Here is a 25,215-nt window from a genome sequence, read left to right on the forward strand (position 1 = left end):
ACCCACCAACCCCACCCCCCCATGCATGACGCCCCCCCCCCCCCCCCCCCCCCCCCCCCCCCCCCCCCCCCCCCCCCCCCCCCCCCCCCCCCCCCCCCCCCCCCGCGGCCTGGCCACCAGCTCACCCCCGCAGTTGGGGCAGACGTCCCGCAGCTGCGCACCGCAGGGCACGCAGAAGGTGCACTCGTAGGAGCAGATCAGGGCCGGTGCCTCGGGCGGCAGGGCGGCCGTCGTACAACGCTCGCAGCGGTCGCGCATCTCCAGGGCCATCTCGTCCAGCTCCTCGTTCGCGGGGTGACCTGACGACTCCCATCCTCGGCGCGCCTCGCGCGCACGGCAGTGCCGGGCCGGGACAGAACCCGACATGATCGGGCCACGCCCGGGCCGGATCTCAGCCCCGCACAGCCGTCACCCGAGCCCGGTTCGCACGGCCGTCACCACTGCCGGCCCCCGGGCAGGGTGCCCCGCCCCGGTGCCGACAGGTGCAGCACCCGGAACAGGTCGCCGTCGGCCTTCGGTGTGCCGTGTTCCCACAGCGAGAAGTGCACGGTCTCCCAGCGGCTCGTGTCCACGGCCGCCGCCGCGAGCACCGCCCCGTCCTCCCGCGCCAGCCGCCCGGCCTCCGCCACGGCGTCCCGCGCGACGTCCGCGAGCACCGCCCCGTCCGGCACCGGCACGCGCCGCCGTACGGCGAACGGCGCGGGCGACGTCGCGGCCACGCCCTCCTCGTACGCCAGCCCGGTCCACTGCCGGGCCACCGGGCGCCCGAAGTCGTCGCTCAGCCCCTGCAAGGGGCCTCCCCACAGGAACGCGTTCATGCCCTCCACGGTGTTCCAGAGGTAGAACGGCGCGTACTGGTTCACCGGCGAGCCGTGCATCCCGCGCTCGCGCACCAGGTACGCCTTGATCCCGAGCCCCTCCCAGCCGTCGAGCAGATGCCCGACGCGGGCCACACGCGCGTGGACGACGCCCATGTCGTAGTCGGCGGGCAGCGTCAGCTCGTACTGCATGGCGTGCATCCGAGGCCTCCTAGGACAGGTACGCGGCGGAACGGGGAGCGAGCAGGGCCAGCAGCCCGCGGACGCCCGCGTCGAAGTCGGCCGGTGAGCCGGAGGCGCGGGCCAGGACATAGCCGCCCTGCACGGTCGCGACGACGGTCGCGGCGATCGCCTCGCCGTCCAGCTCGGGCCGGAACTGCCCCTGCTCCTTGCCCTCTTCGACGATCCCGGCGAGCTGCTCCCGGATCCAGTCGATGGTCTCGTCGACCGGCTCGCGCAGCTCCGCGCTCGCGACGACGTCCGGATCCATCGTCAGCCGCCCGATCGGGCAGCCGCGCAGCACATCGCGTTCACGTGTCAGATACGCCTCGATGCGCTCGTACGGCGTGCCCGGGCCGTGCAGTACTCCCTCGGCGGCGGCGCGCATCTCCTCGGCGGTCCGCCGGATCGCGGCCAGCGCGAGATCGGGCTTGCCCTTGAAGTGGTGGTACATGCTGCCCTGCCCGGCACCGGCGCGTTCCAGGATCGCCCTGGGGCTGGTGCCCACGTACCCGCGCTCCCAGAGCAGCTCCCGGGTGGACTCGATCAGTCGCTCGGACGTCGTCATGATCTCACTGTACATACTAGTAGTTACAGAGGTCGAGGGGTGGCCGGGAGCAGGCCGAGCGGGCCCGTCTACTCCCCGGGAGGTACCCGCACTGCCGCTGGCCGTAGGACGACCCGGACCCCCTCCGCGCGGGACGGTCGAGGCACAACGGAACACCTCACCGCCTCACCGAGGAGATGACCCGAGATGAACACCCTGGCGAACTGGGACGGCGGACCCGGCCCGTGGATCCTGTTCCTCCCGCTGATCTGGGCGGCCGTCGTCGTCGGCGCCGTCACGCTCCTGCGCCGCACGGTGTGGCGCGGCCGCCGCGGCCCGTGGAACGCGGCGGACCCGCGCCCCACCGGCGACTCGCCCCTCGCCGTCCTCGGCCGGCGCTTCGCCTCCGGCGAGATCGACGAGGACGAGTACTGGCGCCGGCTGTCCGTCCTGGACGAGCAGTTCGGCCGGTACGACCGGTTCGAGGGCAAGGGCGGTGCGGCATGACCAGCGCGACCGCCACCCGGACGGCCGCCCGGGTCGTCGACGCCGTGAAGGTGTACGGCGTCGGCGACACCGCCGTACGGGCCCTGGACGGGGTGAGCGTGGCCTTCCCGGCCGGACGCCTCACCGCGATCATGGGCCCGTCGGGCTCCGGCAAGTCCACCCTGATGCACTGCGCGGCCGGGCTGGACGCGCTCACCTCGGGCACCGCCCACATCGGCGACACCGAGCTGGGCGCCCTCGACGACCGCCGTCTGACACTGCTGCGCCGCGACCGGGTCGGCTTCGTCTTCCAGGCGTACAACCTGGTGCCGACGCTCACCGTCGAGGAGAACATCCGGCTGCCGCTGGACCTCGCCGGCGACCGGGGCGAGGCCGAGTGGATCGACGCCCTGGTCGACGTCGTCGGACTGCGCGACCGGCTGCGCCACCGGCCCGCGGAACTCTCCGGCGGCCAGCAGCAGCGCGTCGCCGTGGCCCGCGCGTTCGCCGGCCGCCCCGACGTGGTCTTCGCCGACGAGCCCACCGGCAACCTCGACTCCCGCTCCGGGCGAGAGGTGCTCGGACTCCTCGCCCGGACCGTGCGCGAGACCGGCCGCACGGTCGTCATGGTCACCCACGACCCGGTGGCCGCCGCCCACGCCGACGAGGTCGTCTTCCTCGCCGACGGACGGCTCGTCGACCGGATGGAGTCGCCGACCGCCGACCGCGTCCTGGACCGCATGAAAGCCTTCGAGGTGCCGTCGAAAGCCTCCGCGGTTCCCTCGAAAGCCTCCGAGGTGCCGTCATGAGTGCCGCCGTCCGCCTCAGCCTGGCCTCGCTGCGCGCCCACCGGCGCCGCTTCGCCGGGACCTTCCTCGCCGTCTTCCTCGGCGTGGCCTTCCTGGCCGGCACGCTCGTCATGGGCGACACCCTGCGCACGAGCTTCGACTCGATGTTCGGCAGTGCGACCGCCGGCACGGACGCGGTCGTGCGCGGCGCCGACGCCATCACCACCCCCGGCGAGAGCCAGGGCGTACGCGCGCCCGTGCGCACCTCCCTGGTCGCGGACGTCGAGGCGGTCCCCGGTGTGGCGGCCGCCGCCCCCGACATCCAGGGCGCCGGCCGGCTCGTCGGCCGCGACGGGAAGCCGATCGGCGGCCAGGGCCCGCCCACCCTGGCCGGCAACTGGATCACCGACCCGAAGCTCAACCCGTACCGCCTCGCCGAGGGCCGCGCCCCCGCCCGGTCCGGCGAGGTCGTCGTCAACCGCGGCGCCGCCGACAAGGGCGGCCTCGCCATCGGCGACACCACCACCCTGCGGACGCCCGACCCGGTGCGCGTGACGATCGTCGGCCTCGCGACCTTCGGCGGCGAGGACGGCATGGCCCAGGTGACCTTCACCGGCATGACCCGCGCCGACGCCGAGAACCACCTCACCGCCCGGCCCGGCCGGGCCGCGAGCATCGTGGTGCGCGCCGACCCCGGCGTGAGCCAGTCGCAGCTGGTGGAACGGCTCACTCCCGTGCTGCCCGCGGGCGTCGAGGCCATCACCGGACAGGAGGCGGCGCGGGAGAACACCGACATGATCGCCTCTCAGTTCCTGACGATCTTCACCACCTTCCTGCTGGTGTTCTCCGGAGTCGCCCTGCTGGTCGCGACCTTCTCCATCCACAACACTTTCGCGATCGTCGTCGCCCAGCGCGCCCGCGAGAACGCCCTGTTGCGCGCCCTCGGCGCCGCCCGCCGCCAGGTGACCGCCTCGACCCTCGTCGAGGCGAGCGCGGTCGCCGTGACCGCCTCCGCGGCCGGACTCGCGGGCGGCATCGGTATCGCGGCCTGCCTCCAGGCCCTGTTCCCGGCCATCGGATTCCCCTTCCCCGAGGGGGACCTGGTGATCAGCGCGCTCTCACTCGCCCTGCCGCTCGCGGTCGGTGTCCTGGTCTGCCTCGGCTCCGCGCTCCTGCCCGCCGTACGCGCCGGACGCACCGCCCCGCTGGCCGCGCTGCGCGAGACCGCCGTCGACACCTCCGGCGCCTCCCGCCCGCGCGCGGTCACCGGAGCCGGCCTGGCCGCCCTCGCCGTCGCGGTGACCCTCACCGGCGTCCTGGTCTCCCCGTCCGTCTGGCTGGCCGGCCTCGGCGCCGTCCTGGCCCTGGTCGCCTTCGTCGTCCTCGGCCCGGTCGCCTCCAGCACGGCCGTCCGCGTCCTCGGCGGTCCCCTCGACCGGCTGCGGGGCGTCACCGGCGGGCTCGCCCGGCGCAACGCCCTGCGCAGCCCCAGGCGGACCGCCGCCACCGCGAGCGCGCTGATGATCGGCGTCGCCGTGGTCGCCCTGTTCACCGTGTTCGGGGCCTCGCTCAAGGCCACCATGGACCAGACCGTGTCCCGGTCCTTCGCGGGCGACGTGGCCGTCAGCACCCCGTCCTTCGGCGCGGGCGGCAGCGGCCTCAGCCCGAAGCTGGCCCCCGCGATCGCCGCCCTGCCCGAGGTCGACACCGCCGTCGGACTCGGCCGCGGCGTCGCCGAGGTGGACGGCGAGGGCCGGGCGCTGACCGTCACCGACCCGGTGGCGCTGGAACACACCTTCGATCTCGGCCGCGTGCGGGGTTCCCTCCGCGACCTCGGCACCGACGGTCTCGCCCTCACCCGGCAGGAGGCCGACCGGCAGGGACTGCGGCTCGGCGACCCGGCCCGGCTCACCTTCACCGACGGCGAGCGGCGGACCTTCACCGTCCGCGCGGTCTACGACCGCTCCGAACTCGTCGGCGACTACGTCGTCACCCGCGCCGCCTGGGCCCCGCACCGCACCCAGGACGCCGACACCCTCGTCGCCGTCTCCTTCGCGGACGGAGTGACCACGAGCGCCGGCCGGGCGGCGGTCGAGCAGGTGGCCGAGCGGTACGGCAACCCCGAGGTCCAGACCCGCGACGAGTACGCGCGCTCCTCGGCGGGCGGCATCGACATGATGCTCACCCTCGTCTACGCCCTGCTCGCCCTCGCGGTCCTCATCGCGCTGCTGGGCATCGCCAACACCCTGACGCTGGCGATCCACGAGCGCACCCGCGAACTGGGCCTGCTGCGGGCCGTCGGCCAGACCCGGTCCCAGCTGCGGGCCATGGTCCGCTGGGAGTCGGTCCTGGTCGCCGCGTTCGGCACGGCGGGCGGCCTGGCCCTCGGCGCCTTCCTCGGCTGGGTCCTGGTCCGCGCCTCCGACGGGGCGAGCGACAGCTCCTTCGCCTTCGCGGTGCCGCCCGTCCAGCTCGCCGTGGTGGCCCTGGTGGGCCTCGCCGCCGGCGCCCTCGCGGGCCTGCGCCCGGCCCGCCGGGCCGCCCGACTGGACGTCCTGCGGGCCATCGCCACGGAGTGACCCGCACCCGGAAGTCACCCGGAAGGGCAGCCGGTGCACATCCGGCGCACATCCGGAGCACATCCGGCGCGCATCCGGAGGACATCCGGAGGGCGGGTCACCGCCCGGTCAGCCGACGACGGCCGACCGGGCGGGAGCATGCGCGGGCCGGTGCGCGTCCACGGAGACGACCTCCGCGAACCGCGGCGCGGCCTGTTCCCTGGGCGTACGGCGAGGCGGACGCGCCACCCGCTCCGGCGGGGAGACCGCCGCCGGCAGCGTGAACCAGACGACCTTGCCGGACTCGCCGTCCGGCCGCGCGCCCCAGCTCTCGCTCACCGCGGCCACCATGGCGAGCCCACGCCCGCAGGTGGCCAGCGTCTCCTCGTCGACGGCCCCCACCACCGGAAGCCGCGGATCGTGGTCCCGGACGGAGACGGTGAGCCGGTCGAGCAGCAGCTCCATCTCCACGACGCACATCTTGTCGGGCTCGGCGTGCCGGTGGACGTTCGTCAACAGCTCCGTCACACCGAGCGCGGCCCGGTCTATCAACGGATCCAGATGCCAGTAGCGCAACTGCGCCGATACGATTCTGCGGACCTGGCCGATCCGCGACGGCAGGGCTTGGAGCTCCACCGTGCAGTGCCTGCTTGGGTTGCTGATCACGGCTGCGACTCCCCGACTGAGGTCCGGAAGAACACGGAGTTCGGATCGATCGAGCAGAGCTGCTGCGCAAGGCGGCCGCCTGCTGTCGTGGCCGGCGGGCTGGTTCGCAGCGTTATCGCCGGTAAACCCAGAGTGACGTGAGAACAGCGTGACTCAGGGGGTGCCACGGCGCAACTCGCGCGGCATCCTCGCGCGACAGTCAGTGACGACGGCCGGCGGCCTTGCGTACGGCCTCGATGAACCGGCGTGCCGCGGGCGGCCCGGGCTCACCGGGGGCCGGGTCGTGGTCGCCGAGGGTCAGCAGGTACCGGTTGCCGTTCAGGTCGGCCAGTGCCCGGTCCTCCGGCGCGAACCAGGGCCTGGAGGCGCGGACCGCCTGCACCGGCGCGCTGTCGATCTCGCTGCCGTAACTGGTGAGCAGCTCCAGCCTGCCGTCGTTGATCCGCACCTGCCCGGCCCGGGTGAGCGAGCGCAGCCGCTTCCCGATCCGCACGCCCGTCGCCGTGAACTCCGGCTCCGCCATGCCTCCCCGCCCCCTTGCGGTCGTACCGAGCCGATCGGTCCGAGCCGATCGGAACCGTGTCCGTGATCCAGTGTGCGCCCCCGTCCGGGCTCCGCGTCCCGCCCGGGGTCTTTCGCCCGGTCCGGGAGTTTCGGCCCCGCGCGGTGCAGTCTGCCCGCGCCGGGCGTCGAGCACCAGTACGCATGGCGCGCCGACCTGGGGCCGGGGGAGCATTCGCGCGAATGCGCCCCCCTGGCCGCCCGCACTCGCTCCCCAGCGTCGCCTTTGAGGCCCTCAAAGGTGTGTTTATGCAGGTGAGAAGTGGTGCGGGAGGTGCATATGATCGGTGTGTCGGCCGCGCGACACGCCGTTTGCGCGAAGTGCGAAGGAGCCCCGCTGTGACCACCCCTCAGCAGACCCGGACCGGCGCCACCCTCGACGTCGACCATAGCGACGGCGCCTACCGCGACTGGCTGAAGGAAGCCGTCCGCAAGGTCCAGGCCGACGCCAACCGCTCGGCCGACACCCATCTGCTGCGCTTCCCGCTCCCGGACCGGTGGGGCATCGACCTGTACCTCAAGGACGAGTCGACCCACCCGACCGGCAGCCTCAAGCACCGCCTGGCCCGTTCTCTCTTCCTCTACGGCCTCTGCAACGGCTGGATCCGGCCGGGTCGCCCGGTGATAGAGGCGTCCAGCGGTTCCACGGCCGTCTCCGAGGCGTACTTCGCCAAGCTGATCGGGGTGCCCTTCATCGCCGTCATGCCGCGCACGACGAGCGCCGAGAAGATCCGCCTCATCGAGTTCCACGGCGGACGCTGCCACTTCGTCGACGACTCCCGCACGATGTACGAGGAGTCCGCCCGCCTCGCGGCGGAGACCGGCGGCCACTACATGGACCAGTTCACCTACGCCGAACGGGCGACGGACTGGCGCGGCAACAACAACATCGCCGAGTCCATCTTCCGCCAGCTGGAGTTGGAGCGGTTTCCGGAGCCCGCGTGGATCGTCGCCACGGCCGGCACCGGCGGCACCTCGGCGACCCTCGCCCGCTATGTCCACTACACGCAGCGCGACACCCGCATCTGCGTCGCCGACCCCGAGAACTCCTGCTTCTTCGAGGGCTGGACCACCGGCGATCCGGACGTCACCTGCGACTGCGCCTCCCGGATCGAGGGCATCGGCCGGCCCCGCATGGAGCCCAGCTTCGTGCCCGGCGCCGTCGACCGGATGATGAAGGTCCCCGACGCGGCCTCGGTCGCCGCCGTACGCGCGCTGGAACGGGCCATCGGCCGCAAGGCGGGCGGCTCGACCGGCACCGGGCTGTGGAGCGCGCTCAAGATCGTCGCCGAGATGGTCGCGGACGGGCGCCACGGCAGCGTGGTCACCCTGCTGTGCGACCCCGGGGACCGCTACCTCGACAAGTACTACTCCGACGCTTGGCTGGCCCAACAGGGCCTGGACATCGCCCCGTACACGGCGGAGATCGAGTCCCTGCTGGACACGGGCGTGTGGCCGGAGTGAGGGCTACGCCGCTCCGGGCGCGGCCGTGATCAGCCGCCGGAGCGGCGTCCGCGCTACGGCGCCGGTGTGATCCGCCGGTCAGGCCTCATCGCTACGGCGCCGTCGTGATCCGTCGGCCCGGCCTCAGCCTTCGGCGCCGCGGTGCGCCGCTGGTCCGGCGCCAGCGTGACGACGCTGTGGTGTGGCGCCGGTTCCGGTCTCTGTGCTGCGGGGTTGCGGTGGTTCGTCGGTCCAGCCTCGGCGCCATGGCGTCGTGGTGTGCCGTCGGTCCGGCCTCAGTGTGACGATGCTGTGGTGTGCCGCCGATCGGGCCTCAGCGCTTCGGCGTCGTGGTGATCCGCCGGTCCGGCCTCAGCGTGATGCCGTTGTGGTGTGCCGCAGATCCTGGCCCCGGGCGCCACGGCGCCGCGGTGAGCCGCCGGTCCAGGCCCAGCAGCGCTACGCCCCCGTCGTGAGCCGCCGGTCCAGGGCTGTCACCGCGCCCCGGAAGGAGCGGCCCAGGCCGGGTCTGGCCAGCCGCAGCCCGGTCCGGAACGCGGCGGGGCCGTCCGCCGCGAACGTCCACTGCACCCGGGTCCCGGCCCCGGCCGGGGCGAGCCGCCACTCCTCCACCAGGGCCCGGATCGCCGGAGCGTTCGTGACGTCCACGCGATAGGCGTACACCTCGGGCTCCTCGGCCGCGAGCACCGTCTCACGGAAGCGCGTGCCGCCCCACAGCCGTACGTCCCGTGCCGCCCCGCCGTCCAGCGGCTGGGCCGAGGTCACCGCCGGGAACCACTCGGCCCAGCCGGGCACGTCCTGCGCGAGCGCCCGGAACACCCGCTCCGGGGAGGCGGCGACCTCACGGGCGAAGACCAGCCGTACGGGAGCGGTTCCGACGAAGTCGAGCCCTTCGGGGCGCAGTCGACGAGCCATGCGCGCAACCTCCTCGTGGCGAGGAAAACGGGTGCGCCACCCTAACCGCCGGTCCGTCAGATGTCTGCACCCTCATCGGGCTCGCCCGCCACGACCAGCTGACGCAGATGCTCGGCGATCTCCGCGCGTGCCGCGGCCGGCAGCCCCGCGTCCGTCACCAGCGTGTCAACCTGCTCCAGCTCGGCGAACGAACTGAGGCCCACCACACCCCACTTGGTGTGGTCCGCGACCACCACGACCCGGCGCGCCGACTGCACGAGCCGGCGGTTGGTCTCGGCCTCCGCGAGGTTCGGCGTAGACAGGCCCGCCTCGGCGGATATCCCGTGCACGCCGAGGAACAGCAGGTCGAAGTGGAGCGCCTTGATCGCCTGGTCGGCGACCGGCCCGACCAGCGAGTCGGACGGGGTGCGCACACCACCGGTCAGCACCACCGTGGCCGCGCCCTGACGCGGGCCCGAGGTGCGCTGCGCGACATGGAAGACGTCCGCCACCCGCACCGAGTTGGTCACCACGGTCAGATCCGGCACGTCCACCAGCTGGTGCGCCAGCGCGTACGTCGTCGTACCGCCCGACAGGGCGATCGCGCTGCCCGGCGCGACCAGCGCGGCGGCGGCCCGCGCGATGTCCTCCTTGGCGGTCAGCTCCAGGCCGGACTTCGCCTCGAAGCCGGGCTCGTGGGTGCTGGCCTCCACGACCGGCACCGCGCCCCCGTGCACCTTCTCCAGAACGCCCTGACGGGCCAGCGCGTCGAGGTCGCGGCGCACCGTCATGTCCGACACGCCGAGCTTGCGGGTCAGCTCGTTGACACGGACGCCGCCACGGCGCCGAACCTCGTCCAGGATCAGGGCGCGGCGCTGCTCCGCGAGGAGGTTCTGATTCTCGCTCACGTACGCTCCGGTCCTTTCCTCACACGTCCGACAGGCTCGCCCACCTGCTGCGCCGAGGATATTCTCCCTGGCCACAGTGCGCGGGCGTCCCATCCTCGCATGCGGGCGCCCGAGCAGCGCCACCACCCCGACGCGTGCATGCCATTCCACGGCGTGATCGGCTCCCGTCCCACGGTTCGGTCACCTCCTGTCACACGGTCAGGGGGAGATTCGGTGACGAGAGGTGTAAGCCGCCCCCGCAGCGGAGATCCTTGTGCCCGCACGGACACATGTCGACGGCGTGTCACGGGGGAAGTGCGAACAGTGGAACGTTCCTCTCGGGGCGGAGCGGCCCTGGAACTGCTGGTCCACGGCGTGGGCGGGGCCACGCCCGAGAAGATGCTGAACGATCCGCGTACGGTGCGGATCACCGGCGACGACACGGCGGCCGTCTACCGGCGCGTCGACGACGCCGACGCGGACGGCGCGGTCGGCGCGGCCGGTCACGGTGACCGCCCCGTCCCCGAGGCCTACGTCTGGTCCAACCTCACCTCGGGGAACGGCACCCGGGCGCTGTGGCTGTTGCTGCTGCCGTTCATGGTGGTCAACCTGGCCCACTGGATGCGCCCGGCGGCCCGGGAGGGCACCCGCGCGGTCCGCCTCTACGGGCTGCTCGTGCGGCTGGCCGGGCTGAGCCTGACGGTGCTGCTGGTCGCCGCGGCCTGCGAGGTGGCCCTCGACCTCACGGCCTGGCAGTGCGCGGGCACGCGCGCGTGCGCCGAGCGGCACTCCTGGCTGGGCTTCCTGTCACCGGCGGTGTCGGAGAACGGCTGGTGGAGCCCGCCCGGCCGCCGCCTCGCCCTCGCCGCCCTGGTTCCGACCGCGCTGACCGGCCTCCTGTGGTACCTGTCCCACCGCACCTGGCGGGCGTACGAGTCCCAGGAGCCCCTCGACCGGGCGCCCGAACCCGAGAACGGCCCCGGCCGCACCGCGCTGAGCCGGCCCGGCTTCTGGTACGGCCGCCGACTGGTCGCCCGGCTGCGGGCGGCGCACACCGCGGCGGGCCTGCTGACGGTGGCCGCGGCGGTCGGGACGGCCGCGGCGCGCGAGGACCGCCGGCCGGGCGGCCCCGCCCTGCTCGACGTGCTCGGCCGGTCCCTGGAGGTGGCCCTGGCCTGCGGCGCACTCGCGGTGATCTGGGTGGTCTGCCGCCGTGGCCGCAGCGAGCGGCGCCTGGACCGCCGTCCGGACGCCCACCTGGTACGCCGGCTCCCCCTGACCGCCCTCGTCCTCCTCGTCCTCACCCTGGTGTACGCCGGATGGGCCCGTCCGGGCTGGCAGTCGCGGGGACGCCTTCCGGGAGACACGACCTTCGGCACGATCGCCCTCGCCCAGGGGGTGGTGGTGCTCGTCCTCGCGGCCGTCGCGCACGTGCTGCACCGGGGTGCGCGGGGAGACGGCGGAACACGGGACCGTGCCGGGCGTTCCGCTCTGCGAGGGCTCGGCGGGCCCGCGGTCGCGATGCTGGCGTGCGCCCTCGGAGGTGTGATGTCCGGCGGTGTGTCCCAGCGGGTTTCGGACTGGCTGGACGGGACCGGGACCTTCCTCGACGGGCCGCCGGTGCTGCTGACCTGGCAGGCGTCGGTGATCCCCGTGCTGCTCGTCGTCCTGCTGGTCCTGTGCGGTCTGCTCGGCCGGCGCACCGTCCGGCTGACCCGGGCCGAGCGCGCGGCCGTGACCGCGGAGTACGACGCCGACCCCGGCGACCCGGCCCGCACCCGCCGTATCGCCCGGGCCCGCGCCATGGCCACGCTCACCGACCGCGGCCCCCTCGTCGTCGGCATCACCTCCGCCGCGACCCTGCTGCTCGGCGCGGGCGCGCTCGTCGGCGCCTTCGGCACGGGGAAGACTCCGGTCCGGGCCGCACAGGAGGCTCCGGCATTCGTCGCGGGCGCCGCCCAGACCGGACAGGCGCTCGGCTCCTGGCTGATCGGCCTCGGATTCATACTGTTCGTCACCTGGGGCCGGCGCGCCTATAAGGACGCCGGCGCCCGGCGCACCATCGGGATCCTCTGGGACGTCGGCACGTTCTGGCCGCGCGCCGCCCACCCCTTCGCCCCGCCCTGCTACGCCGAGCGCGCGGTCCCCGACCTCACCTGGCGCATGGCCACCTGGACCCGCGCCACCGGCGGACGTCTGGTGATCTCCGGCCACTCGCAGGGCAGCGTCCTCGCGGCCGCCGCCTCCTGGCAGCTGAAACCGTCCGACCGCGGACGCGTCGCCCTGCTCACCTACGGCTCCCCGATCGAGCGCCTCTACGGCCGTTGGTTCCCCGCCCACTTCGGACCCGCCGCGCTCGTCGCCCTGCACCGGGACGTCGACTGCTGGCGCAACCTGTACCGGCTCACCGACCCCATCGGCGGCCCGGTACGGGTCACCGGCGACGACGGCGGCCCCGAGGTCGACCATCCGCCGCTCGCCGACCCTCTGGCCTACGGCCGCACGGAGATCCACCCCCTGCCCGGGCCCGTCCTGGGCCACTCCGACTACCAGGCGGATCCGGCCTTCGCGCGGGAACGGGAACGCCTGCTGGCCCGCCTGCACCCGGAACTCCCGGCACCGCGCACGGTCCGGGAGGGCCGGGGCGGGTCCGACATCGACTCAGGACACTAGGGCAGCTCGGGCAGATCCTCCGGGTACAGCAGGGTCAGATCGTCCGTGCTGGGGTCCGCGACCTGGGCGACGCGGCCAGCGTGGCGTTCCACCATCGCCTCGAAGGTCTGACGCGCGGTACGGCCGTTGCCGAACGCGGGGCCCTTGGGGAACTCGGTGAAGTACTTCAGCAGGGCCTCGGTGGTGCCCGGCGCCAGCCGGTACTCGTGCTCCTCGGCCTGCTGCTCCACGATCCGCAGCAGCTCCTCGGGGCCGTAGTCTCCGAAGGTGATGGTCCGGGAGAAACGGGAGGCCACACCGGGGTTGACCGAGAGGAAGCGCTCCATCTCGGCCGTGTAGCCCGCGACGATCACGACCACCGCGTCCCGCTGGTCCTCCATCAGCTTCACGAGCGTGTCGATGGCCTCCTTGCCGAAGTCCCGCCCCGCGTCCTCCGGCGAGAGCGCGTACGCCTCGTCGATGAACAGCACACCGCCGTGCGCCCGCTGGAACGCCTCCTGGGTGCGGATCGCCGTGGAGCCGATGTGCTCGCCGACCAGGTCGACCCGGGACACCTCGACGAGATGCCCCTTCTCCAGCACGCCCAGCGAGGCGAGGATCTCGCCGTAGAGACGGGCGACCGTCGTCTTGCCGGTGCCCGGGGAGCCGGTGAAGACCAGATGCCGCTTGACCGAGGCAGCCTTCAGGCCCGCCTGCTGCCGGCGCCGGCCGACCTCGATCATGTCGGTCAGCGCCCGCACCTCGCGCTTGACGCTCTCCAGGCCCACCAGCGCGTCGAGTTCACCGAGCACGTCCTTCGAACTGCGCACCGACCCCTCCGGATCGCCGGCGCCGCCGGTGGCCAGCTCCGGCCCGGTCGGCCGCTGCTCGGGCAGCGCGCCCAGCAGCCCTGCCGACGGCAGGCTGCTCTGCACGGCCGTCTCCCGCGCCGACCGCACCCCGATGCTCTCGTCGCTCGTGCAGTCCTCGACCACGGGCCCCGCACCGGGCGTCGCGTCCGCGCCCTCCGCGAACTCGTAACCCCCACGCGAGCAGCGCTCCGTACGGCATCTGCGCAGGGTCGTCCGGCAGCCGTCTATCACGTGGAAGCCGTAGCCGCCGCTGTTGGTCACCCGGCAGTTCAGGAAGGAGCCCCGGCCGCCCGCCGACACGTAGAAGCCGGCCTCGGCGGGGGAGTCGACCGTGCAGCGCTCGACGGTGGGGTCGGCGCCCTTGGTGACGATCACACCGGTCTGCGTGCCGTCCACCGTGCAGTTGTTGAGCGTTCCGCCGCTGCCGTGGTCACGGAACCACGCGCCCGTCGCGGCGTCCCGGATCCGGCAGTCGTCGAGCTGGGCGGTCGCGCCGTCGCTCACCGACACGGCCGTGTTGCGCACCTGGGACAGATCGCTGTCGACCACGTCCGCGCGCGAGCCCCGGTCGAGGACGAACAGCGCGTCGGGCACGTCGTGCACCCGGCAGGAGTCGAGGACGGCGGTCGCGCCGTCACTGACCCAGACGGCCGGGTAGTCGCCGGTGCTGTCGAAGATCTCGCACTGGTTGGCGTCCACCCGTGTGCCCGGGTCCCACACCGACAGGCCGTTGCGCCCGAACTGACGCACCGTCGTGCGGGTCAGCGTCAGGACGGAGCGGGAGCGCAGATCGACCGCGTTCTCCGGGATGTCGTGGATCCGACAGTCGGCCAGCGTGAGCACGGCGTCCGTGTCGAGCGTGACTCCGTCGGCCGTGGTGCGGTGCACCTCGCAGTCCGTGAGGTGCGCGTTGGCCCGGGCGGTGATCTGCACCCCGCTGCCCCGCACCTCGTAGATCTCGCACCCCACGGCCTCCAGCGCGGAGTGGTCACCGGTGGCGCTCAGACCGGGGCCGGAGGTGTGGTGCACCCGGCAACGCTCGAGCCGGGGGCGCGCGCCCCCACTCACCGACACGCCCGCCTGCCCGGCCGCGACGACCTCGCACTCCTCGAAGACCCCGCCGGCCCCGTCGGCCACGGCGATGCCGATGCCCGCCGGGTTGTCCACGGTGCACCGCCGGACCGTCGGCCGCGCGCTGCCACGCACCTCGATGCCGGCCGCCGAGCGGGTGACGATCCGTAGGTCGAGCAGCTCCGGCGTGCCCTCCTCGACCAGCACCGCGGGCGCCGCCGCGTCCTGGCCCTCCACGTGCAGGTCCTGCACCACCGCCGAGGCGCGCACGGTCAGCGGCACGCCGTCCACGGGCGCGATCCGCACCGAACCGGGGGAGCCCTCGGGTCCGCGCAGGGTCACCGACCGCTGCACGACGAGGTTCTCCCGGTAGGTGCCGGGAGAGATGGTGAGGACGTCACCCTCGGCCGCGGCCTCCAGGGCGGCGGCGAGCGACGCGTACTCACCCGTACGGCGCCGCCACCTCGATGTACCGGTGTGCGTCACCTGGACCGTGCCCTGTGCCATGGCGTTGCTGTGCCCCCACCTCGTCGTACGCGGGTTGATGCCCAATCATGCGGCCGGACCACCGTAGCGTGCGGATGGGCGCTGGGTTGACCAGAGACGCGAGGCGGTCAGCTGCCTGTACCGGTACGGCCCCAGTCCGGGCCGGCCCGGTCCCAGGCCTGGTCCCAACGGGCGTACCGGCGGCGGACCATGCGCCAGACGATCAGCCGGCGGCCGCTCTCGACCGCGCCGGCGGTGAGGAGAACCGCGCCGAAACCGGCGAGCACCGCGTGTGTCGTCGCCGTGGCGGAGTCCAGCGGGCGGGCCACCAGGCTGCCGTGGGCGTCCGTCCATATCTCGAAGTGGTCGCCCCGGTGCGGGGTTTTGAGGTTCGCCAGGACATTGCCGTGCCGTGCGGTGCCGTCCGGGGCGGACCAGTCGGCGACGACCCGGCTGCGGGCGTCCCGGCCGGAGGCCGCCTCCGGGTCCGCCTCCAGCGGTGAACCGTCCACCTTCTTCACCACGGTGGCCGTGACCAGATGACGCGAGCGGTGCTGCTCGCGGACCGACTGCTGGAGGGCGTCCTGCGCGAGCGCGCCGACGACGGAGCCCACCACGGGGGCGACGAGGAGGATCAGGAGCAGCGCGGACAGCGCCACCCATGCCTCCACCAGATCCGTCGTACGGCGCAGCGGGTTGTGCCGCCAGCGCCAGAGGCCGCCGATCGCTCGCACCGTCCCGCACCCCCTTCCCGCTCCGTGATAACCCCCCGTGGAGCCGTTCACGCGCGCGCCCGGTCAAAGAGAGAGCGAAATCACCTGTACCCGGGACGTCTCATGAACTTCTCACGAAAGCCCAACGCTCCGAGACCCGGCGGCGGTTCCCGCGCCGGCCCGCACGCCGGACACCGGCCGGATCCACACGGTGGCGCGGCCGCCGGCGCCGGAACCGGCCGGGGCGATACGCCTAGGACCTGTCCTAGGCGGTGACGCGGACCGGGTCGCCGACCCGGATCGTGCCCCGGGACAGGGGCACCAGGTTCTGGCCGAAGACCAGCTTGCCGCCGATCCGGCGGTGCCGGCCCAGGGAGTGCAGGGGCTCCTTGCCGCGCCCCGCGGTGGCCTGGTCGGTGGTGGTCACGACACACCGCCCGCACATCTTGGCGACCCGGAAGGCGACCTCGCCGATCTCGACGCGCGACCAGCCGTCCTCGGCCCAGGGGTCGGTGCCCGCCACGACCACGTTCGGCCGGAACCGGTTCATCGGCAGCGGACCCTCACCGGCGTGGTCGCCGTCCGCGATCAGGGAGTTGAGCGCGTCCAGCGACGCGGCGGTGGTGACGAGCAGCGGATAGCCGTCGGCGAAGGAGACGGTCTCCCCGGGCAGCGCGTACTCCGGGTCGACCGGACGGCGCGTCGCGGGATCGTCCATGTGCAGCAGCCGCACCTCGGCGCCCAGGTAGGAACTGCACCAGGCGTGCGCCGCGTCGCCGGCCGGGACCCCCTCCACCTTGTCCCGGAACATCTCCATCGAGACCGTGGCCACCGCTTCGGGCACGGGCACGGTCAGCGGCTCCAGGCCGGGCGCGGACAGCCGCAGGCCGCCGCCGGGCAGAAGCTCGGCGGCGGCCTGCGCGAGGCGCGGCTGCTGGCGTTGCGTGACGACCTTTCCCCCGTCGTCGACCAGCGCCCAGCGTCGGTCTCCGGCCAGCCCCCAGGGCTCCACGACGGCCTCCCGGGGCGACTGGCCCCGGAACGCCTTGACCGGATGGATGTGAATACTCAGCAGTTCCGCGTTCCCCATGGCGTCATCCTGCCAGGCGGCAGGAGCGACCCGGGCGGCTCAGTAGCCCCGGTACTGCTGGTTGTTGTACGGGTCCTGGTACTGGGGCTGGGCGGGCCGGGGAGCCGCGGGGCGCATCGCCTCGTAGCCCATGGGAGCCGCCGGGCGCGGCTGCTGAGCCTGCTGCGGACCCGGGTAGCCGCGCGGCGCGGCGGCCTGCTGCGGGATGTACGCCGCGGGGGCCTGCTGGAGCGGCGAGGGCTGCTGCGCCTGCGGGTAGCCGTAGGTCGGCTGGGACGGGGCCGCGGGGAGGGCGGGCAGCGCCGACGGGAGCGCGGGCAGGTTGTTGCCCATTCCCATGCCCATGCCCGTGTCGTACGCGGCGGGGACCCGGATCGGGGCGATCTGCGGGGTGCCCCGCTCGGCCACGAGCGAGTCGTAGATCGGAGTGTCCGGGAAGGCGGAGTAGTAGCCGCCATAGGTGGAGCGGGGGGAGGTCATGGCACATAAGGTAAGCCCACGATGTGCTGGTTGGGGAGACCGATAAGAGGGTTGTTTTCCGTGTCCGCAGTGACCTCGGATCCCCAATGCGAGCGAACTTGGGAAAAAGGGGCGGCGATCGCCGCTCTGATCGTGTAAAAGCCGAGTTCCGGGCGGGTTACCCACGGTCGGTGGGCGTGATCCTGTGCTCCGGATGGGCGTCCGCTCTCCCGCGGAATAGGTTGAACGGGTAGACAACCCGACAGGTACCGGGACCCGTGGCCTGGTGCACCGACACGCGAGGGGGCGGACATGTCAATGCCGAAAGGGGCCAACGTTCCGGTGCCGACGACGGCGCTGCGCGTGGAGCTGGGTCGGCGCGCCGGCCAGGGGGTGCCCGACGTGGACGCCTCGGCGCTGCTGCTGGTTGCCGGAAAAGTGCGTTCGGACGCCGACTTCGTCTTCTACAACCAGCCGGCGCACTCCTCCGGCGCGGTCCGCCACGAGGGCAGCCGGGACGCCGGGACGGGCCGGGTGACCGACACCCTGCTCGTCGACCTCGCGCGCGTGGAACCCGCGATCGAGACGGTCGTGGTGGCCGCCTCCGCCGACGGCGGCACCTTCGCGCAGGTGCCGGATCTCTACATCGAGGTGCGGGACGCGGCCCAGGACGGCGTCGTTGCCCGGTTCGACAGCACCGGAGCCACCGTGGAGACCGCTTTCGTGCTGGGGGAGTTCTACCGCCGCCAGGGCGCCTGGAAGTTCCGGGCGGTCGGCCAGGGGTACGGCAGCGGTCTGGCGGGCCTCGCCACGGACTTCGGCATCACGGTGGACGAACCGCAGCACACGGCACCGCCGCAGACCGCCGCTCCCACCCCTCCGCCTCCGTCCCGGCCGCCCACCCTGCCCGCGACCGTGCCCCCGCCCGTCCACCACGCCCCGCCGCCCCCGGCGCCGCCCGCCGCGCCGGTCCGCCTGACCAAGGTGACGCTGACCAAGTCGGCCCCCTCGGTGTCCCTCACCAAACAGGGCGGCACCTCGGGCGCGATGCGCGTGAACCTCAACTGGGAGGTGCGCAAGCAGTTCTCGGGATGGGGCAGCAAGCTCGGCCGCGCGGTCGCGCAGCACAACGACCTCGACCTCGACCTGTGCGCCCTGTTCGAGCTGGCCGACGGCCGCAAGGGCGTCGTCCAGTCCCTCGGCAACGCCTTCGGCGCCCTGCACCAGCCGCCCTACATCCACCTCGACGGCGACGACCGCACCGGAGCCCTGTCGAGCGGCGAGAACCTCACCATCAACCTCGACCACAAGAACGACTTCCGGCGCATCCTCGTCTTCGTCACCGTCTACGAAGGCGCCCGCTCCTTCGCCGACCTGCACGCCACGGTCACGCTCCAGCCCCAGTTCGGCGCCCCGATCGACTTCTCCCTCGACGAGTGCACGGTGCCCTCCACGGTGTGCGCGCTGGCGCTGATCACCCACACCGGCGGCGATCTGATCGTCCAGCGCGAGGCCCGCTACCTGGTGCCCGAACGCGGGGTCAGTCCCCAGCGGACCGTGGACTACGCCTACGGCTGGGGGATGAACTGGACGCCCGGCCGCAAGTAGCCCGGGTCAGCTCTCGTCGGTGAGGGCGTCCGGACGTGCGTAGGTGCGGCCCTTCCAGGCCGCACCCCGCCCCCGGTAGTGCTGCACCGCGGAGTCGACCGTCATCAGGAGATAGAGGAACGCGGTGAACGGCAGCAGCGGGGCGAGCCACAGCGGCTGCCGGTAGTAACGGAGCATCGGTGCGTACGTCCCGGTCATCACCAGCCACGCCAGACCGCCGAGCAGCGCCGGTGCCGTAGCGCCCGAGGCGAGTCCGGCCAGGAGGGCGAGCGGCGGGACCAGGTACACCAGGCCGAGGCCGAGCACCGTGCCGGCCAGCAGCAGCGGGTTGTGCCGCAGCTGCGCGTAGGCGCTGCGCGAGACCATCCGCCACAGGTCGTGCAGCCGGGGATAGGGGCGCACACTGTCCACCCGGTCGGCCAGCCCCAGCCAGATGTGCCCGCCGGTCCCCTTCACCGCGCGGGCGAGCGCCACGTCGTCGATGACGGCGTACCGGATCGCGTCCGGGATCCGCGCCCGCCGCGCGGCCTCGGCGCGCAGCAGGACGCAGCCGCCCGCCGCGGCCGCCGTACGCGCCCCGCGCCGCCCGATCCGGCGGAACGGGTACAGCTGCGCGAAGAAGTAGACGAAGGCCGGTACGACCAGCCGCTCCCACCGGCTCTCGACCCGCAGCCGCGCCATCTGGGAGACGACGTCGAAGCCCCCGGTGCGCGCCGCCGCCACGAGCGTGCGCAGACTGTCCGGCGCGTGCGCGATGTCGGCGTCGGTCAGCAGCAGGAACTCGGGCTCACGCGCGCGTGCCAGCGCGATGCCGTGGCGCACCGCCCACAGTTTCCCGGTCCAGCCCGCGGGCGGCTCGCCCGGCGAGTCCACGGTCAGCGGCAGCCCGCCGCTGCGCCGCGCGAGAGCGCGGGCCAGCTCCCCGGTGCCGTCCGAGCTGCCGTCGTCGACGAGGAAGACCTCCGCCCGCCCCGGATAGTCCTGCGCGAGCAGCGACGGCAGGCTCGCGGGCAGCACCTCGGCCTCGTCGCGCGCGGGGACGACGACACAGACCGACGGCCACTCCTCGGGCTCCCGGCGGGGCGGCAGTCTGACGTCGGTTCGCCAGAAGAAGCCCTGACAGAGCAACAGCCACAGCCAGGCGGCGAGGGACACGGCGGCGATCCACGCGAGGGCGCTCACCCGCGCAGTCTGCCCCACCCGGCAGGGCGGCAAGGGCACATCGTCTATGGTGGCCGGGTGAAGATCGCGCTCATGGACTCAGGAATCGGGCTGCTGGCGGCCACCGTCGCGGTACGGCGGCTGCGACCCGACGCCGATCTCGTGCTCTCCCTGGACCCCGAGGGCATGCCCTGGGGTCCGCGCACCCCCGAGGACCTCACCGGGCGCGCGCTGGCCGTCGCCGAGGCCGCCGCCGCGCACGGCCCCGACGCCCTCATCGTCGGCTGCAACACGGCGACCGTGCACGCGCTGCCCGCGCTGCGCGCCCGCCTCGAGCCGGACGTTCCGGTGATCGGCACCGTCCCCGCGATCAAGCCGGCCGCGGCCGGCGGCGGCCCCTTCGCCATCTGGGCCACCCCCGCCACCACCGGCAGCCCCTACCAGCGCGGCCTCATCGACGACTTCGCCGGCGGCGTCGACGTCACCGAGGTGCCCTGCTGGGGACTGGCCGAGGCCGTGGAGCACGCGGACGAGCAGGCGATCGCGACCGCCGTCGCCGCGGCCGCCGCCCTCACCCCGGACGAGGTGACGACCGTCGTCCTGGGCTGCACCCATTACGAACTCGTCGCCGACCGCATCCGCGCCGCCCTCCGCCACCCCGGCCGGCCGCCGCTGGTCCTGCACGGCTCGGCCGGTGCTGTGGCCGCGCAGGCGCTGCGCCGCATCGGTTCCCACCCCGAGCCCGAGGCGCCCGCCGTCGGTGGAGTGACGGTTCTGCTCAACGGCCGCGAGTCCGGTCTCCCGGCGCCCGCGCTGGCGTACGCGGAGGGCCGGCTGCTCCAGGCGGTCAGCCCCGTCCAGTGACCGAGGGTCACCTCACCGACACCTCGGGCTCCCGCCGAGGGCCCGTGCGCCGCCCGGCTGACGGGTTCGCTCCGTCCGCCCCCCACCCGGCGCAGTAACCCTGCGCAACGCGGTACCCGCGCAGCGAAACCTGAGTAGTCTCATAAGCATGAGGGACGACCCCCACGGCGACGACCCGGACACCCCGCACCCCGATGTCTGGACCGGACGCGCCACCAACCGGTTCCAGTGGGCGCTCGCGCTGGTCGGCGCCGCCTGTATGGCACTCGGTATCGAGCTGGCCGTCGACTCCGCCTGGACGTCCGGCACCGCTCCGCTCGTGATGTCCGTCGTCGGCTGTATCGCCGCCGGACTCCTGGTCCTCTTCGGCACCCTCGCCTTCGTCCACGTCGACCTGAGGCTCGACAAGGAGTGCGTCGAGGTGCGCTGCGGCCACATCGGCCTGCCGCGCCGCCGCATCCCCCTGTCCCATGTCGCCGGGGCCGAGTTCGAGCCGCACGTCAACCCGCGCCACTGGGGCGGCTGGGGCTACCGCTGGCGCCCGGAGCAGGGCACCGCCGTCGTCGTACGCCGTGGCGAGGGCGTGGTCCTGCGCCTCTGGGACGGCCATACGTTCACGATCACCGTGGACGACGCCGAGGCGGCCGTCAGCGCGATCAAGGCCCGACTGCGGACCGGGACACCCGGGGCCGCGCGCTGATCCGAGGCCTGTCCGCCGGATCTAGGTCGCCGGCCGGTCGCCGTGGGGTGTGCCGTGTGCGCGGACCGGTGACAGCTCGGGTGGTGTCGTCGTCTCGACGGTGAGCGGGCGGGCCGTCGCCAGGCCCGCCAGGAGGCCCGCGCCGACCGACACCGTGGTGAAGCTCAGCGCGTTGCCGACCGAGGCGAGCGCCGCGAGCGCCGTGAGCGTGGCCCCGGCGGTGAGGACGACGGGGGTGGGACGCGGCGCCCGCCACAGCGCGAACAGCACCCAGCAGAAGGCCGCCGCGAGCAGCAGCACCCCGACGACCCCCTGCTCCGCCGCCAGCTGGAGCGGTGCCGAGTGCGGCTTGCCGTCGGACAGCGTGGACTGCGCCGCCGTCGCGCTCAGCTCCCCGAAGCGGCCGGGGCCCACGCCGACACCGGCGTCCCGGTACGCCAGGTCCAGCGCGTCGCGCCACAGGCCGATCCGGCGCTGCGTCAGCTCGTCCTCCATGGCCCCGGTGAGCGCGGCGGGCAACGCGTTCCCGGCGGCCGCCCAGGTCAGGCCCACCGCCGAACCCGCCGCCAGGGCCAGCCCCGCGAGGACCGGCCCCCGGCGCCGGGTGTGTCCGGCGGCCAGCGAGCACAGCAGGACGGCGGAGCACAGGACGACCGCCGCGGTCGCGCCCCGGACGGCCGCGGTGACCACGACCGCCACGGCCAGCAGCCTCAGCGCGACCCGCAGCGCGGGGACGGGTGTGGCCCAGGCGGCGCAGCACGCGGCACCCGCCGACAGCGTCAGCACCGCCGCCGTAGCGCCCGCCTGCCCGAGCGGCGCGGCGACCTCGGGCCCCGGGGCGAGCCGGGGCACGGCCACGGTCAGGGCCACCCCGGTCAGCGCGGCGGCGGCCGGCGCGGCCACGGGCACCAAGACCCCGAGGATCCGTCCCGTGGCGTACCCGGCGGCCACGGCCAGCACCGCGAGCAGCATGCCCTCGGGGCGTCCGCCGTGCGCGGTCGCGGTGACCAGCGACCAGCCGGCACAGGCGCCGAGCACCAGGACGCCCGCCGCGTCGGAAACGTTTCGTCTCTCCCCGTCGGCGTCCGCGTCGACCGCCGACGCCATCCCTGTGGAACCCGTGGAACCCACCGTCCCCCCGAACCGGTCGTCCCCCGACCTGAACTGCGAACCCCGGACACGTGTGCGAGAGAGGTTCAGGCACACCGTAACGGCTGATGGGCGGTTTGTGGATGAGTTGCGCCGGGTTGCCCGGGAAGCGGGCGTCCCGTGGGGACCGGCCACCGTACGGACCGTGCTGTCGGCCAAAAGGTGACCGGCCGTACACTCCCGGAGTGACCGTCACCGCAACTTCCGTGGGCCGGCCGGACCGGCTGGAGCCCGAGGCCGCGCCGGTGTCGCGCGGCGCCCGGCTCCTGCGCCGCCTCCTCCCGTCCGCCGCAGCGGCGCTCTCCGGAGTGCTGCTCTACGTCAGTTTCCCGCCCCGCACCCTGTGGTGGCTGGCCCTACCGGCCTTCGCGGGCTTCGGCTGGGTGCTGCGCGGCCGCGGCTGGAAGGCGGCCCTCGGCCTCGGCTATCTCTTCGGGCTCGGTTTCCTGCTGCCGCTGCTGGTGTGGACGGGCGTGGAGGTCGGCCCCGGACCCTGGCTCGCCCTGGTGGCGATCGAGGCGGTCTTCGTCGCCCTGGTCGGCGTGGGCGTCGCCGCGGTGTCGAAGCTGCCGGGCTGGCCGGTGTGGGCGGCCGCGGTCTGGATCGCGGGCGAGGCGGCACGCGCGCGTGCCCCGTTCAGCGGCTTCCCCTGGGGCAAGATCGCGTTCGGCCAGGCGGACGGCGTCTTCCTGCCGCTCGCCGCGCTGGGCGGTACCCCGGTCCTGGGCTTCGCGGTCGTCCTCAGCGGCTTCGGCCTCGGTGAACTGATCCGCCTCGGCCGGGAGCGGCGGCGCACCGGCGAGGTGCGGTGGCTGGCCGCCAACCTGGCGCTGCTGAGCCTGGCCGTCCCGTTCACGGCCGCCCTCGCCTCGCGCACGCTGGTCAGCGACAAGGCGGAGGACGGCACCGCGACGGTCGCCGTCATCCAGGGCAACGTCCCCCGCCTCGGCCTGGACTTCAACTCCCAGCGCCGGGCCGTCCTCGACTACCACGCGCGCGAGACCGAGCGGCTGGCCGCCGAGGTCAAGGCGGGGAAGGTGGAGCAGCCCGACTTCGTGCTGTGGCCGGAGAACTCCTCCGACATCGACCCCTTCGCCTACGCCGACGCGGCCGACGTCATCGACAAGGCGGCCAAGGCGATCGGCGTCCCCATCTCGGTCGGCGGGGTCGTCGAGCGGGACGGCAAGCTCTACAACGAGCAGATCCTGTGGGACCCGGCGAAGGGCCCCACCCAGACGTACGACAAGCGGCAGATCCAGCCGTTCGGCGAGTACCTGCCGCTGCGCTCGCTGATCGGGGCGATCAACAGCGAGTGGACGTCGATGGTCCGCCAGGACTTCAGCCGCGGTACGAAGCCCGGCGTGTTCACCATGGACGGCGCCAAGGTCGGCCTGGTCACCTGCTACGAGGCCGCCTTCGACTGGGCCGTGCGCTCCGAGGTCACCGACGGCGCCCAGCTGATCTCCGTGCCCAGCAACAATGCCACCTTCGACCGCAGCGAGATGACCTACCAGCAGCTCGCCATGTCCCGGGTCCGCGCCGTCGAGCACAGCCGTACCGTCACCGTGCCCGTGACCAGCGGCGTCAGCGCGATCATCATGCCGGACGGGCGGATCACCCAGAAGACGGGCATGTTCGTCGCGGACTCCCTGGTGCAGAAGGTGCCCCTGCGCTCCTCGGAGACCCCCGCGACCCGGCTCGGCATCCTCCCGGAGATCGCCCTGGTGCTCGTCGCCGCGGGCGGCCTGGGCTGGGCGATCGGCGCCGGGGTCCGCGCCCGGCGGGGCGAGACCGGCTGAGGGGCAGCGGCCAAGGGACAGCGGGGAAGGACAGCGGGGAAGGGGGCAGCCGGGGCTCCGGTTCCGGTCCGTCGTACGCCACCGCGCGACGTCGTACGCCCCCTTGCGCGCCTTCGGGGGAGGAGGAGCGGCCCGGTTAGGGTCGGACCATGCCTACTCCTGAGTTCATCACCGAGATCCGGGCCTCCGCAGGCCATCAGCTGCTCTGGCTCCCCGGCGTGAGCGCCGTCGTCGTCGACGACGCGGGACGGGTGCTGCTGGGCAAGCGCGCGGACAACCACGAGTGGTGCGTGATCTCGGGCATCCCCGACCCGGGCGAGCAGCCCGCGGACTGCGCCGTGCGCGAGGTCTACGAGGAGACGGGCGTGCGCTGCGTCCCCGAGCGCATCGCCATGATCCGCTCCGGGAGGCGCATCGAGTACCCCAACGGCGACCAGTGCCAGTTCATGGACGTCACGCTGCGCTGCCGGGCCGTCGGCGGCGAGGCGCGGGTCAACGACGACGAGTCCGTCGAGGTCGGCTGGTTCGCCGTGGACGCCCTGCCGCCGATGCGGGAACGGCAGCTGTTCCGTATCAAGCAGGCCCTGTCCGACGAACCCACCTGGTTCGAGAGCACGCTCGCGGCGCCGGACGACGTCGAGGGGTGACCTCCGCGCGGCGGCCGGGTGTCCGGGTGGTGGCGCACAATGAAATCTGGAAGCAG

At 73.7% G+C, this 25,215-nt stretch carries 22 protein-coding genes and 1 pseudogene; 10 read left to right on the plus strand and 13 right to left on the minus strand.

The features are described from left to right. Window positions 1–102: 102 nt before the first annotated feature. The 3 genes and pseudogenes from ACZ6D7_RS20485 to ACZ6D7_RS20495 all read right to left on the minus strand — a co-directional run. Window positions 103–270: pseudogene (locus tag ACZ6D7_RS20485) on the minus strand (DUF1272 domain-containing protein); the annotation flags it as partial. Window positions 271–434: 164 nt separating this feature from the next. Further along, window positions 435–1,019 carry a DUF4865 family protein gene (locus ACZ6D7_RS20490; RefSeq protein WP_469492256.1) on the minus strand — a complete coding sequence of 195 codons (585 nt, stop codon included), beginning with the start codon at window positions 1,017–1,019 and terminating at the stop codon, window positions 435–437. Window positions 1,020–1,029: 10 nt separating this feature from the next. Next, window positions 1,030–1,605 (minus strand): TetR/AcrR family transcriptional regulator, encoded by a 576-nt coding sequence (locus ACZ6D7_RS20495; protein WP_469492259.1) that lies wholly within the window; start codon window positions 1,603–1,605, stop codon window positions 1,030–1,032. Window positions 1,606–1,791: 186 nt separating this feature from the next. Here ACZ6D7_RS20495 and ACZ6D7_RS20500 point away from each other — a divergent pair, with 186 nt between their 5' ends. Genes ACZ6D7_RS20500 through ACZ6D7_RS20510 form a run of 3 tightly spaced genes read left to right on the plus strand, consistent with a single transcriptional unit; the run spans window position 1,792 to window position 5,437 of the window. Continuing rightward, a complete protein-coding gene (locus ACZ6D7_RS20500; protein WP_469492261.1) occupies window positions 1,792–2,091 on the plus strand; it encodes an SHOCT domain-containing protein in 300 nt (99 codons plus the stop codon). Further along, window positions 2,088–2,879, plus strand: a complete 792-nt coding sequence (locus ACZ6D7_RS20505; protein ID WP_469492263.1) for an ABC transporter ATP-binding protein — start codon at window positions 2,088–2,090, stop codon at window positions 2,877–2,879. Before ACZ6D7_RS20500 ends, ACZ6D7_RS20505 begins: the two co-directional genes overlap by 4 nt. After that, the gene (locus tag ACZ6D7_RS20510) at window positions 2,876–5,437 is read left to right on the plus strand and encodes an ABC transporter permease (protein ID WP_469492265.1); all 2,562 of its coding nucleotides are present in this window, start codon (window positions 2,876–2,878) and stop codon (window positions 5,435–5,437) included. The genes ACZ6D7_RS20505 and ACZ6D7_RS20510 overlap by 4 nt, the downstream gene beginning before the upstream one ends. Before the next feature lie 108 nt (window positions 5,438–5,545). Here the strand turns inward: ACZ6D7_RS20510 and ACZ6D7_RS20515 are convergent, their stop codons facing one another. Together ACZ6D7_RS20515 and ACZ6D7_RS20520 are read right to left on the minus strand one after the other, a co-directional pair. Continuing rightward, on the minus strand, window positions 5,546–6,082 hold the full coding sequence (locus tag ACZ6D7_RS20515) for an ATP-binding protein (protein WP_469492267.1): 537 nt from the start codon (window positions 6,080–6,082) through the stop codon (window positions 5,546–5,548). Window positions 6,083–6,281: 199 nt separating this feature from the next. After that, window positions 6,282–6,605 (minus strand): hypothetical protein, encoded by a 324-nt coding sequence (locus ACZ6D7_RS20520; protein ID WP_469492269.1) that lies wholly within the window; start codon window positions 6,603–6,605, stop codon window positions 6,282–6,284. A 377-nt stretch (window positions 6,606–6,982) separates the two neighbouring features. Between ACZ6D7_RS20520 and cds1 the strand changes: the two genes are divergently transcribed. Then, window positions 6,983–8,107: an L-cysteine desulfhydrase Cds1 gene (gene cds1, locus ACZ6D7_RS20525; RefSeq protein ID WP_469492271.1), complete on the plus strand. Its 1,125-nt coding sequence runs from the start codon at window positions 6,983–6,985 to the stop codon at window positions 8,105–8,107. A 438-nt stretch (window positions 8,108–8,545) separates the two neighbouring features. Here cds1 and ACZ6D7_RS20530 read toward each other — a convergent pair whose 3' ends face one another. After that, entirely contained in the window at window positions 8,546–9,022 is a 477-nt protein-coding gene (locus ACZ6D7_RS20530; RefSeq protein ID WP_469492273.1) for an SRPBCC family protein, read from the minus strand. A 56-nt stretch (window positions 9,023–9,078) separates the two neighbouring features. After that, window positions 9,079–9,909: a DeoR/GlpR family DNA-binding transcription regulator gene (locus tag ACZ6D7_RS20535; RefSeq protein WP_469492275.1), complete on the minus strand. Its 831-nt coding sequence runs from the start codon at window positions 9,907–9,909 to the stop codon at window positions 9,079–9,081. A gap of 138 nt (window positions 9,910–10,047) precedes the next feature. Here ACZ6D7_RS20535 and ACZ6D7_RS20540 point away from each other — a divergent pair, with 138 nt between their 5' ends. Further along, a complete protein-coding gene (locus tag ACZ6D7_RS20540) occupies window positions 10,048–12,561 on the plus strand; it encodes a hypothetical protein (RefSeq protein WP_469493023.1) in 2,514 nt (837 codons plus the stop codon). On the opposite strand, the gene ACZ6D7_RS20545 is transcribed toward ACZ6D7_RS20540, so the two are convergent. The 4 genes from ACZ6D7_RS20545 to ACZ6D7_RS20560 all read right to left on the minus strand — a co-directional run bounded on the left by ACZ6D7_RS20545 (window position 12,558) and on the right by ACZ6D7_RS20560 (window position 17,252). After that, a complete protein-coding gene (locus ACZ6D7_RS20545) occupies window positions 12,558–14,990 on the minus strand; it encodes a right-handed parallel beta-helix repeat-containing protein (RefSeq protein WP_469492277.1) in 2,433 nt (810 codons plus the stop codon). The two genes, ACZ6D7_RS20540 and ACZ6D7_RS20545, sit on opposite strands and share 4 nt — an antisense overlap. 107 nt (window positions 14,991–15,097) lie before the next feature. Further along, entirely contained in the window at window positions 15,098–15,703 is a 606-nt protein-coding gene (locus ACZ6D7_RS20550; protein WP_469492279.1) for an Rv1733c family protein, read from the minus strand. Window positions 15,704–15,947: 244 nt separating this feature from the next. Next, on the minus strand, window positions 15,948–16,772 hold the full coding sequence (locus ACZ6D7_RS20555; RefSeq protein WP_469492281.1) for an MOSC domain-containing protein: 825 nt from the start codon (window positions 16,770–16,772) through the stop codon (window positions 15,948–15,950). A 39-nt stretch (window positions 16,773–16,811) separates the two neighbouring features. Continuing rightward, entirely contained in the window at window positions 16,812–17,252 is a 441-nt protein-coding gene (locus tag ACZ6D7_RS20560; protein ID WP_469492283.1) for a DUF6643 family protein, read from the minus strand. Window positions 17,253–17,543: 291 nt separating this feature from the next. Between ACZ6D7_RS20560 and ACZ6D7_RS20565 the strand changes: the two genes are divergently transcribed. Continuing rightward, complete coding sequence (locus tag ACZ6D7_RS20565; RefSeq protein ID WP_469492285.1) at window positions 17,544–18,839, plus strand: TerD family protein; 1,296 nt, start codon at window positions 17,544–17,546, stop codon at window positions 18,837–18,839. A gap of 6 nt (window positions 18,840–18,845) precedes the next feature. On the opposite strand, the gene ACZ6D7_RS20570 is transcribed toward ACZ6D7_RS20565, so the two are convergent. Further along, complete coding sequence (locus ACZ6D7_RS20570; RefSeq protein ID WP_469493027.1) at window positions 18,846–20,039, minus strand: glycosyltransferase; 1,194 nt, start codon at window positions 20,037–20,039, stop codon at window positions 18,846–18,848. 39 nt (window positions 20,040–20,078) lie between these two features. Here ACZ6D7_RS20570 and ACZ6D7_RS20575 point away from each other — a divergent pair, with 39 nt between their 5' ends. After that, the gene (locus tag ACZ6D7_RS20575) at window positions 20,079–20,864 is read left to right on the plus strand and encodes a glutamate racemase (protein WP_469492287.1); all 786 of its coding nucleotides are present in this window, start codon (window positions 20,079–20,081) and stop codon (window positions 20,862–20,864) included. A gap of 148 nt (window positions 20,865–21,012) precedes the next feature. Continuing rightward, window positions 21,013–21,564: a hypothetical protein gene (locus ACZ6D7_RS20580; RefSeq protein ID WP_469492289.1), complete on the plus strand. Its 552-nt coding sequence runs from the start codon at window positions 21,013–21,015 to the stop codon at window positions 21,562–21,564. A gap of 21 nt (window positions 21,565–21,585) precedes the next feature. Here ACZ6D7_RS20580 and ACZ6D7_RS20585 read toward each other — a convergent pair whose 3' ends face one another. Further along, window positions 21,586–22,671 carry an O-antigen ligase family protein gene (locus ACZ6D7_RS20585; RefSeq protein WP_469492291.1) on the minus strand — a complete coding sequence of 362 codons (1,086 nt, stop codon included), beginning with the start codon at window positions 22,669–22,671 and terminating at the stop codon, window positions 21,586–21,588. A gap of 227 nt (window positions 22,672–22,898) precedes the next feature. Here ACZ6D7_RS20585 and lnt point away from each other — a divergent pair, with 227 nt between their 5' ends. Both lnt and ACZ6D7_RS20595 read left to right on the plus strand, forming a co-directional pair. Beyond that, the gene (gene lnt, locus ACZ6D7_RS20590) at window positions 22,899–24,512 is read left to right on the plus strand and encodes an apolipoprotein N-acyltransferase (RefSeq protein ID WP_469492292.1); all 1,614 of its coding nucleotides are present in this window, start codon (window positions 22,899–22,901) and stop codon (window positions 24,510–24,512) included. Between the two features lie 149 nt (window positions 24,513–24,661). Continuing rightward, entirely contained in the window at window positions 24,662–25,159 is a 498-nt protein-coding gene (locus tag ACZ6D7_RS20595) for an NUDIX hydrolase (protein WP_469492294.1), read from the plus strand. The last annotated feature ends 56 nt before the right edge of the window (window positions 25,160–25,215 follow it).

This window comes from Streptomyces sp. NPDC041784 (assembly GCF_055591025.1).

What these genes read in the sequence shown, in the direction of transcription:
- ACZ6D7_RS20490 (WP_469492256.1), bottom strand. Translation starts at nt 1,019, where the DNA reads ATGCACGCCATGCAGTACGAGCTGACGCTGCCCGCCGACTACGACATG.
- ACZ6D7_RS20595 (WP_469492294.1), top strand. Translation starts at nt 24,662, where the DNA reads ATGCCTACTCCTGAGTTCATCACCGAGATCCGGGCCTCCGCAGGCCAT.
- ACZ6D7_RS20580 (WP_469492289.1), top strand. Translation starts at nt 21,013, where the DNA reads ATGAGGGACGACCCCCACGGCGACGACCCGGACACCCCGCACCCCGAT.
- ACZ6D7_RS20585 (WP_469492291.1), bottom strand. Translation starts at nt 22,671, where the DNA reads ATGGCGTCGGCGGTCGACGCGGACGCCGACGGGGAGAGACGAAACGTT.
- ACZ6D7_RS20560 (WP_469492283.1), bottom strand. Translation starts at nt 17,252, where the DNA reads ATGACCTCCCCCCGCTCCACCTATGGCGGCTACTACTCCGCCTTCCCG.
- ACZ6D7_RS20495 (WP_469492259.1), bottom strand. Translation starts at nt 1,605, where the DNA reads ATGACGACGTCCGAGCGACTGATCGAGTCCACCCGGGAGCTGCTCTGG.
- ACZ6D7_RS20540 (WP_469493023.1), top strand. Translation starts at nt 10,048, where the DNA reads ATGCCATTCCACGGCGTGATCGGCTCCCGTCCCACGGTTCGGTCACCT.
- ACZ6D7_RS20510 (WP_469492265.1), top strand. Translation starts at nt 2,876, where the DNA reads ATGAGTGCCGCCGTCCGCCTCAGCCTGGCCTCGCTGCGCGCCCACCGG.
- ACZ6D7_RS20520 (WP_469492269.1), bottom strand. Translation starts at nt 6,605, where the DNA reads ATGGCGGAGCCGGAGTTCACGGCGACGGGCGTGCGGATCGGGAAGCGG.
- ACZ6D7_RS20545 (WP_469492277.1), bottom strand. Translation starts at nt 14,990, where the DNA reads ATGGCACAGGGCACGGTCCAGGTGACGCACACCGGTACATCGAGGTGG.
- ACZ6D7_RS20505 (WP_469492263.1), top strand. Translation starts at nt 2,088, where the DNA reads ATGACCAGCGCGACCGCCACCCGGACGGCCGCCCGGGTCGTCGACGCC.
- ACZ6D7_RS20530 (WP_469492273.1), bottom strand. Translation starts at nt 9,022, where the DNA reads ATGGCTCGTCGACTGCGCCCCGAAGGGCTCGACTTCGTCGGAACCGCT.
- ACZ6D7_RS20500 (WP_469492261.1), top strand. Translation starts at nt 1,792, where the DNA reads ATGAACACCCTGGCGAACTGGGACGGCGGACCCGGCCCGTGGATCCTG.
- ACZ6D7_RS20565 (WP_469492285.1), top strand. Translation starts at nt 17,544, where the DNA reads ATGTCAATGCCGAAAGGGGCCAACGTTCCGGTGCCGACGACGGCGCTG.
- ACZ6D7_RS20555 (WP_469492281.1), bottom strand. Translation starts at nt 16,772, where the DNA reads ATGGGGAACGCGGAACTGCTGAGTATTCACATCCATCCGGTCAAGGCG.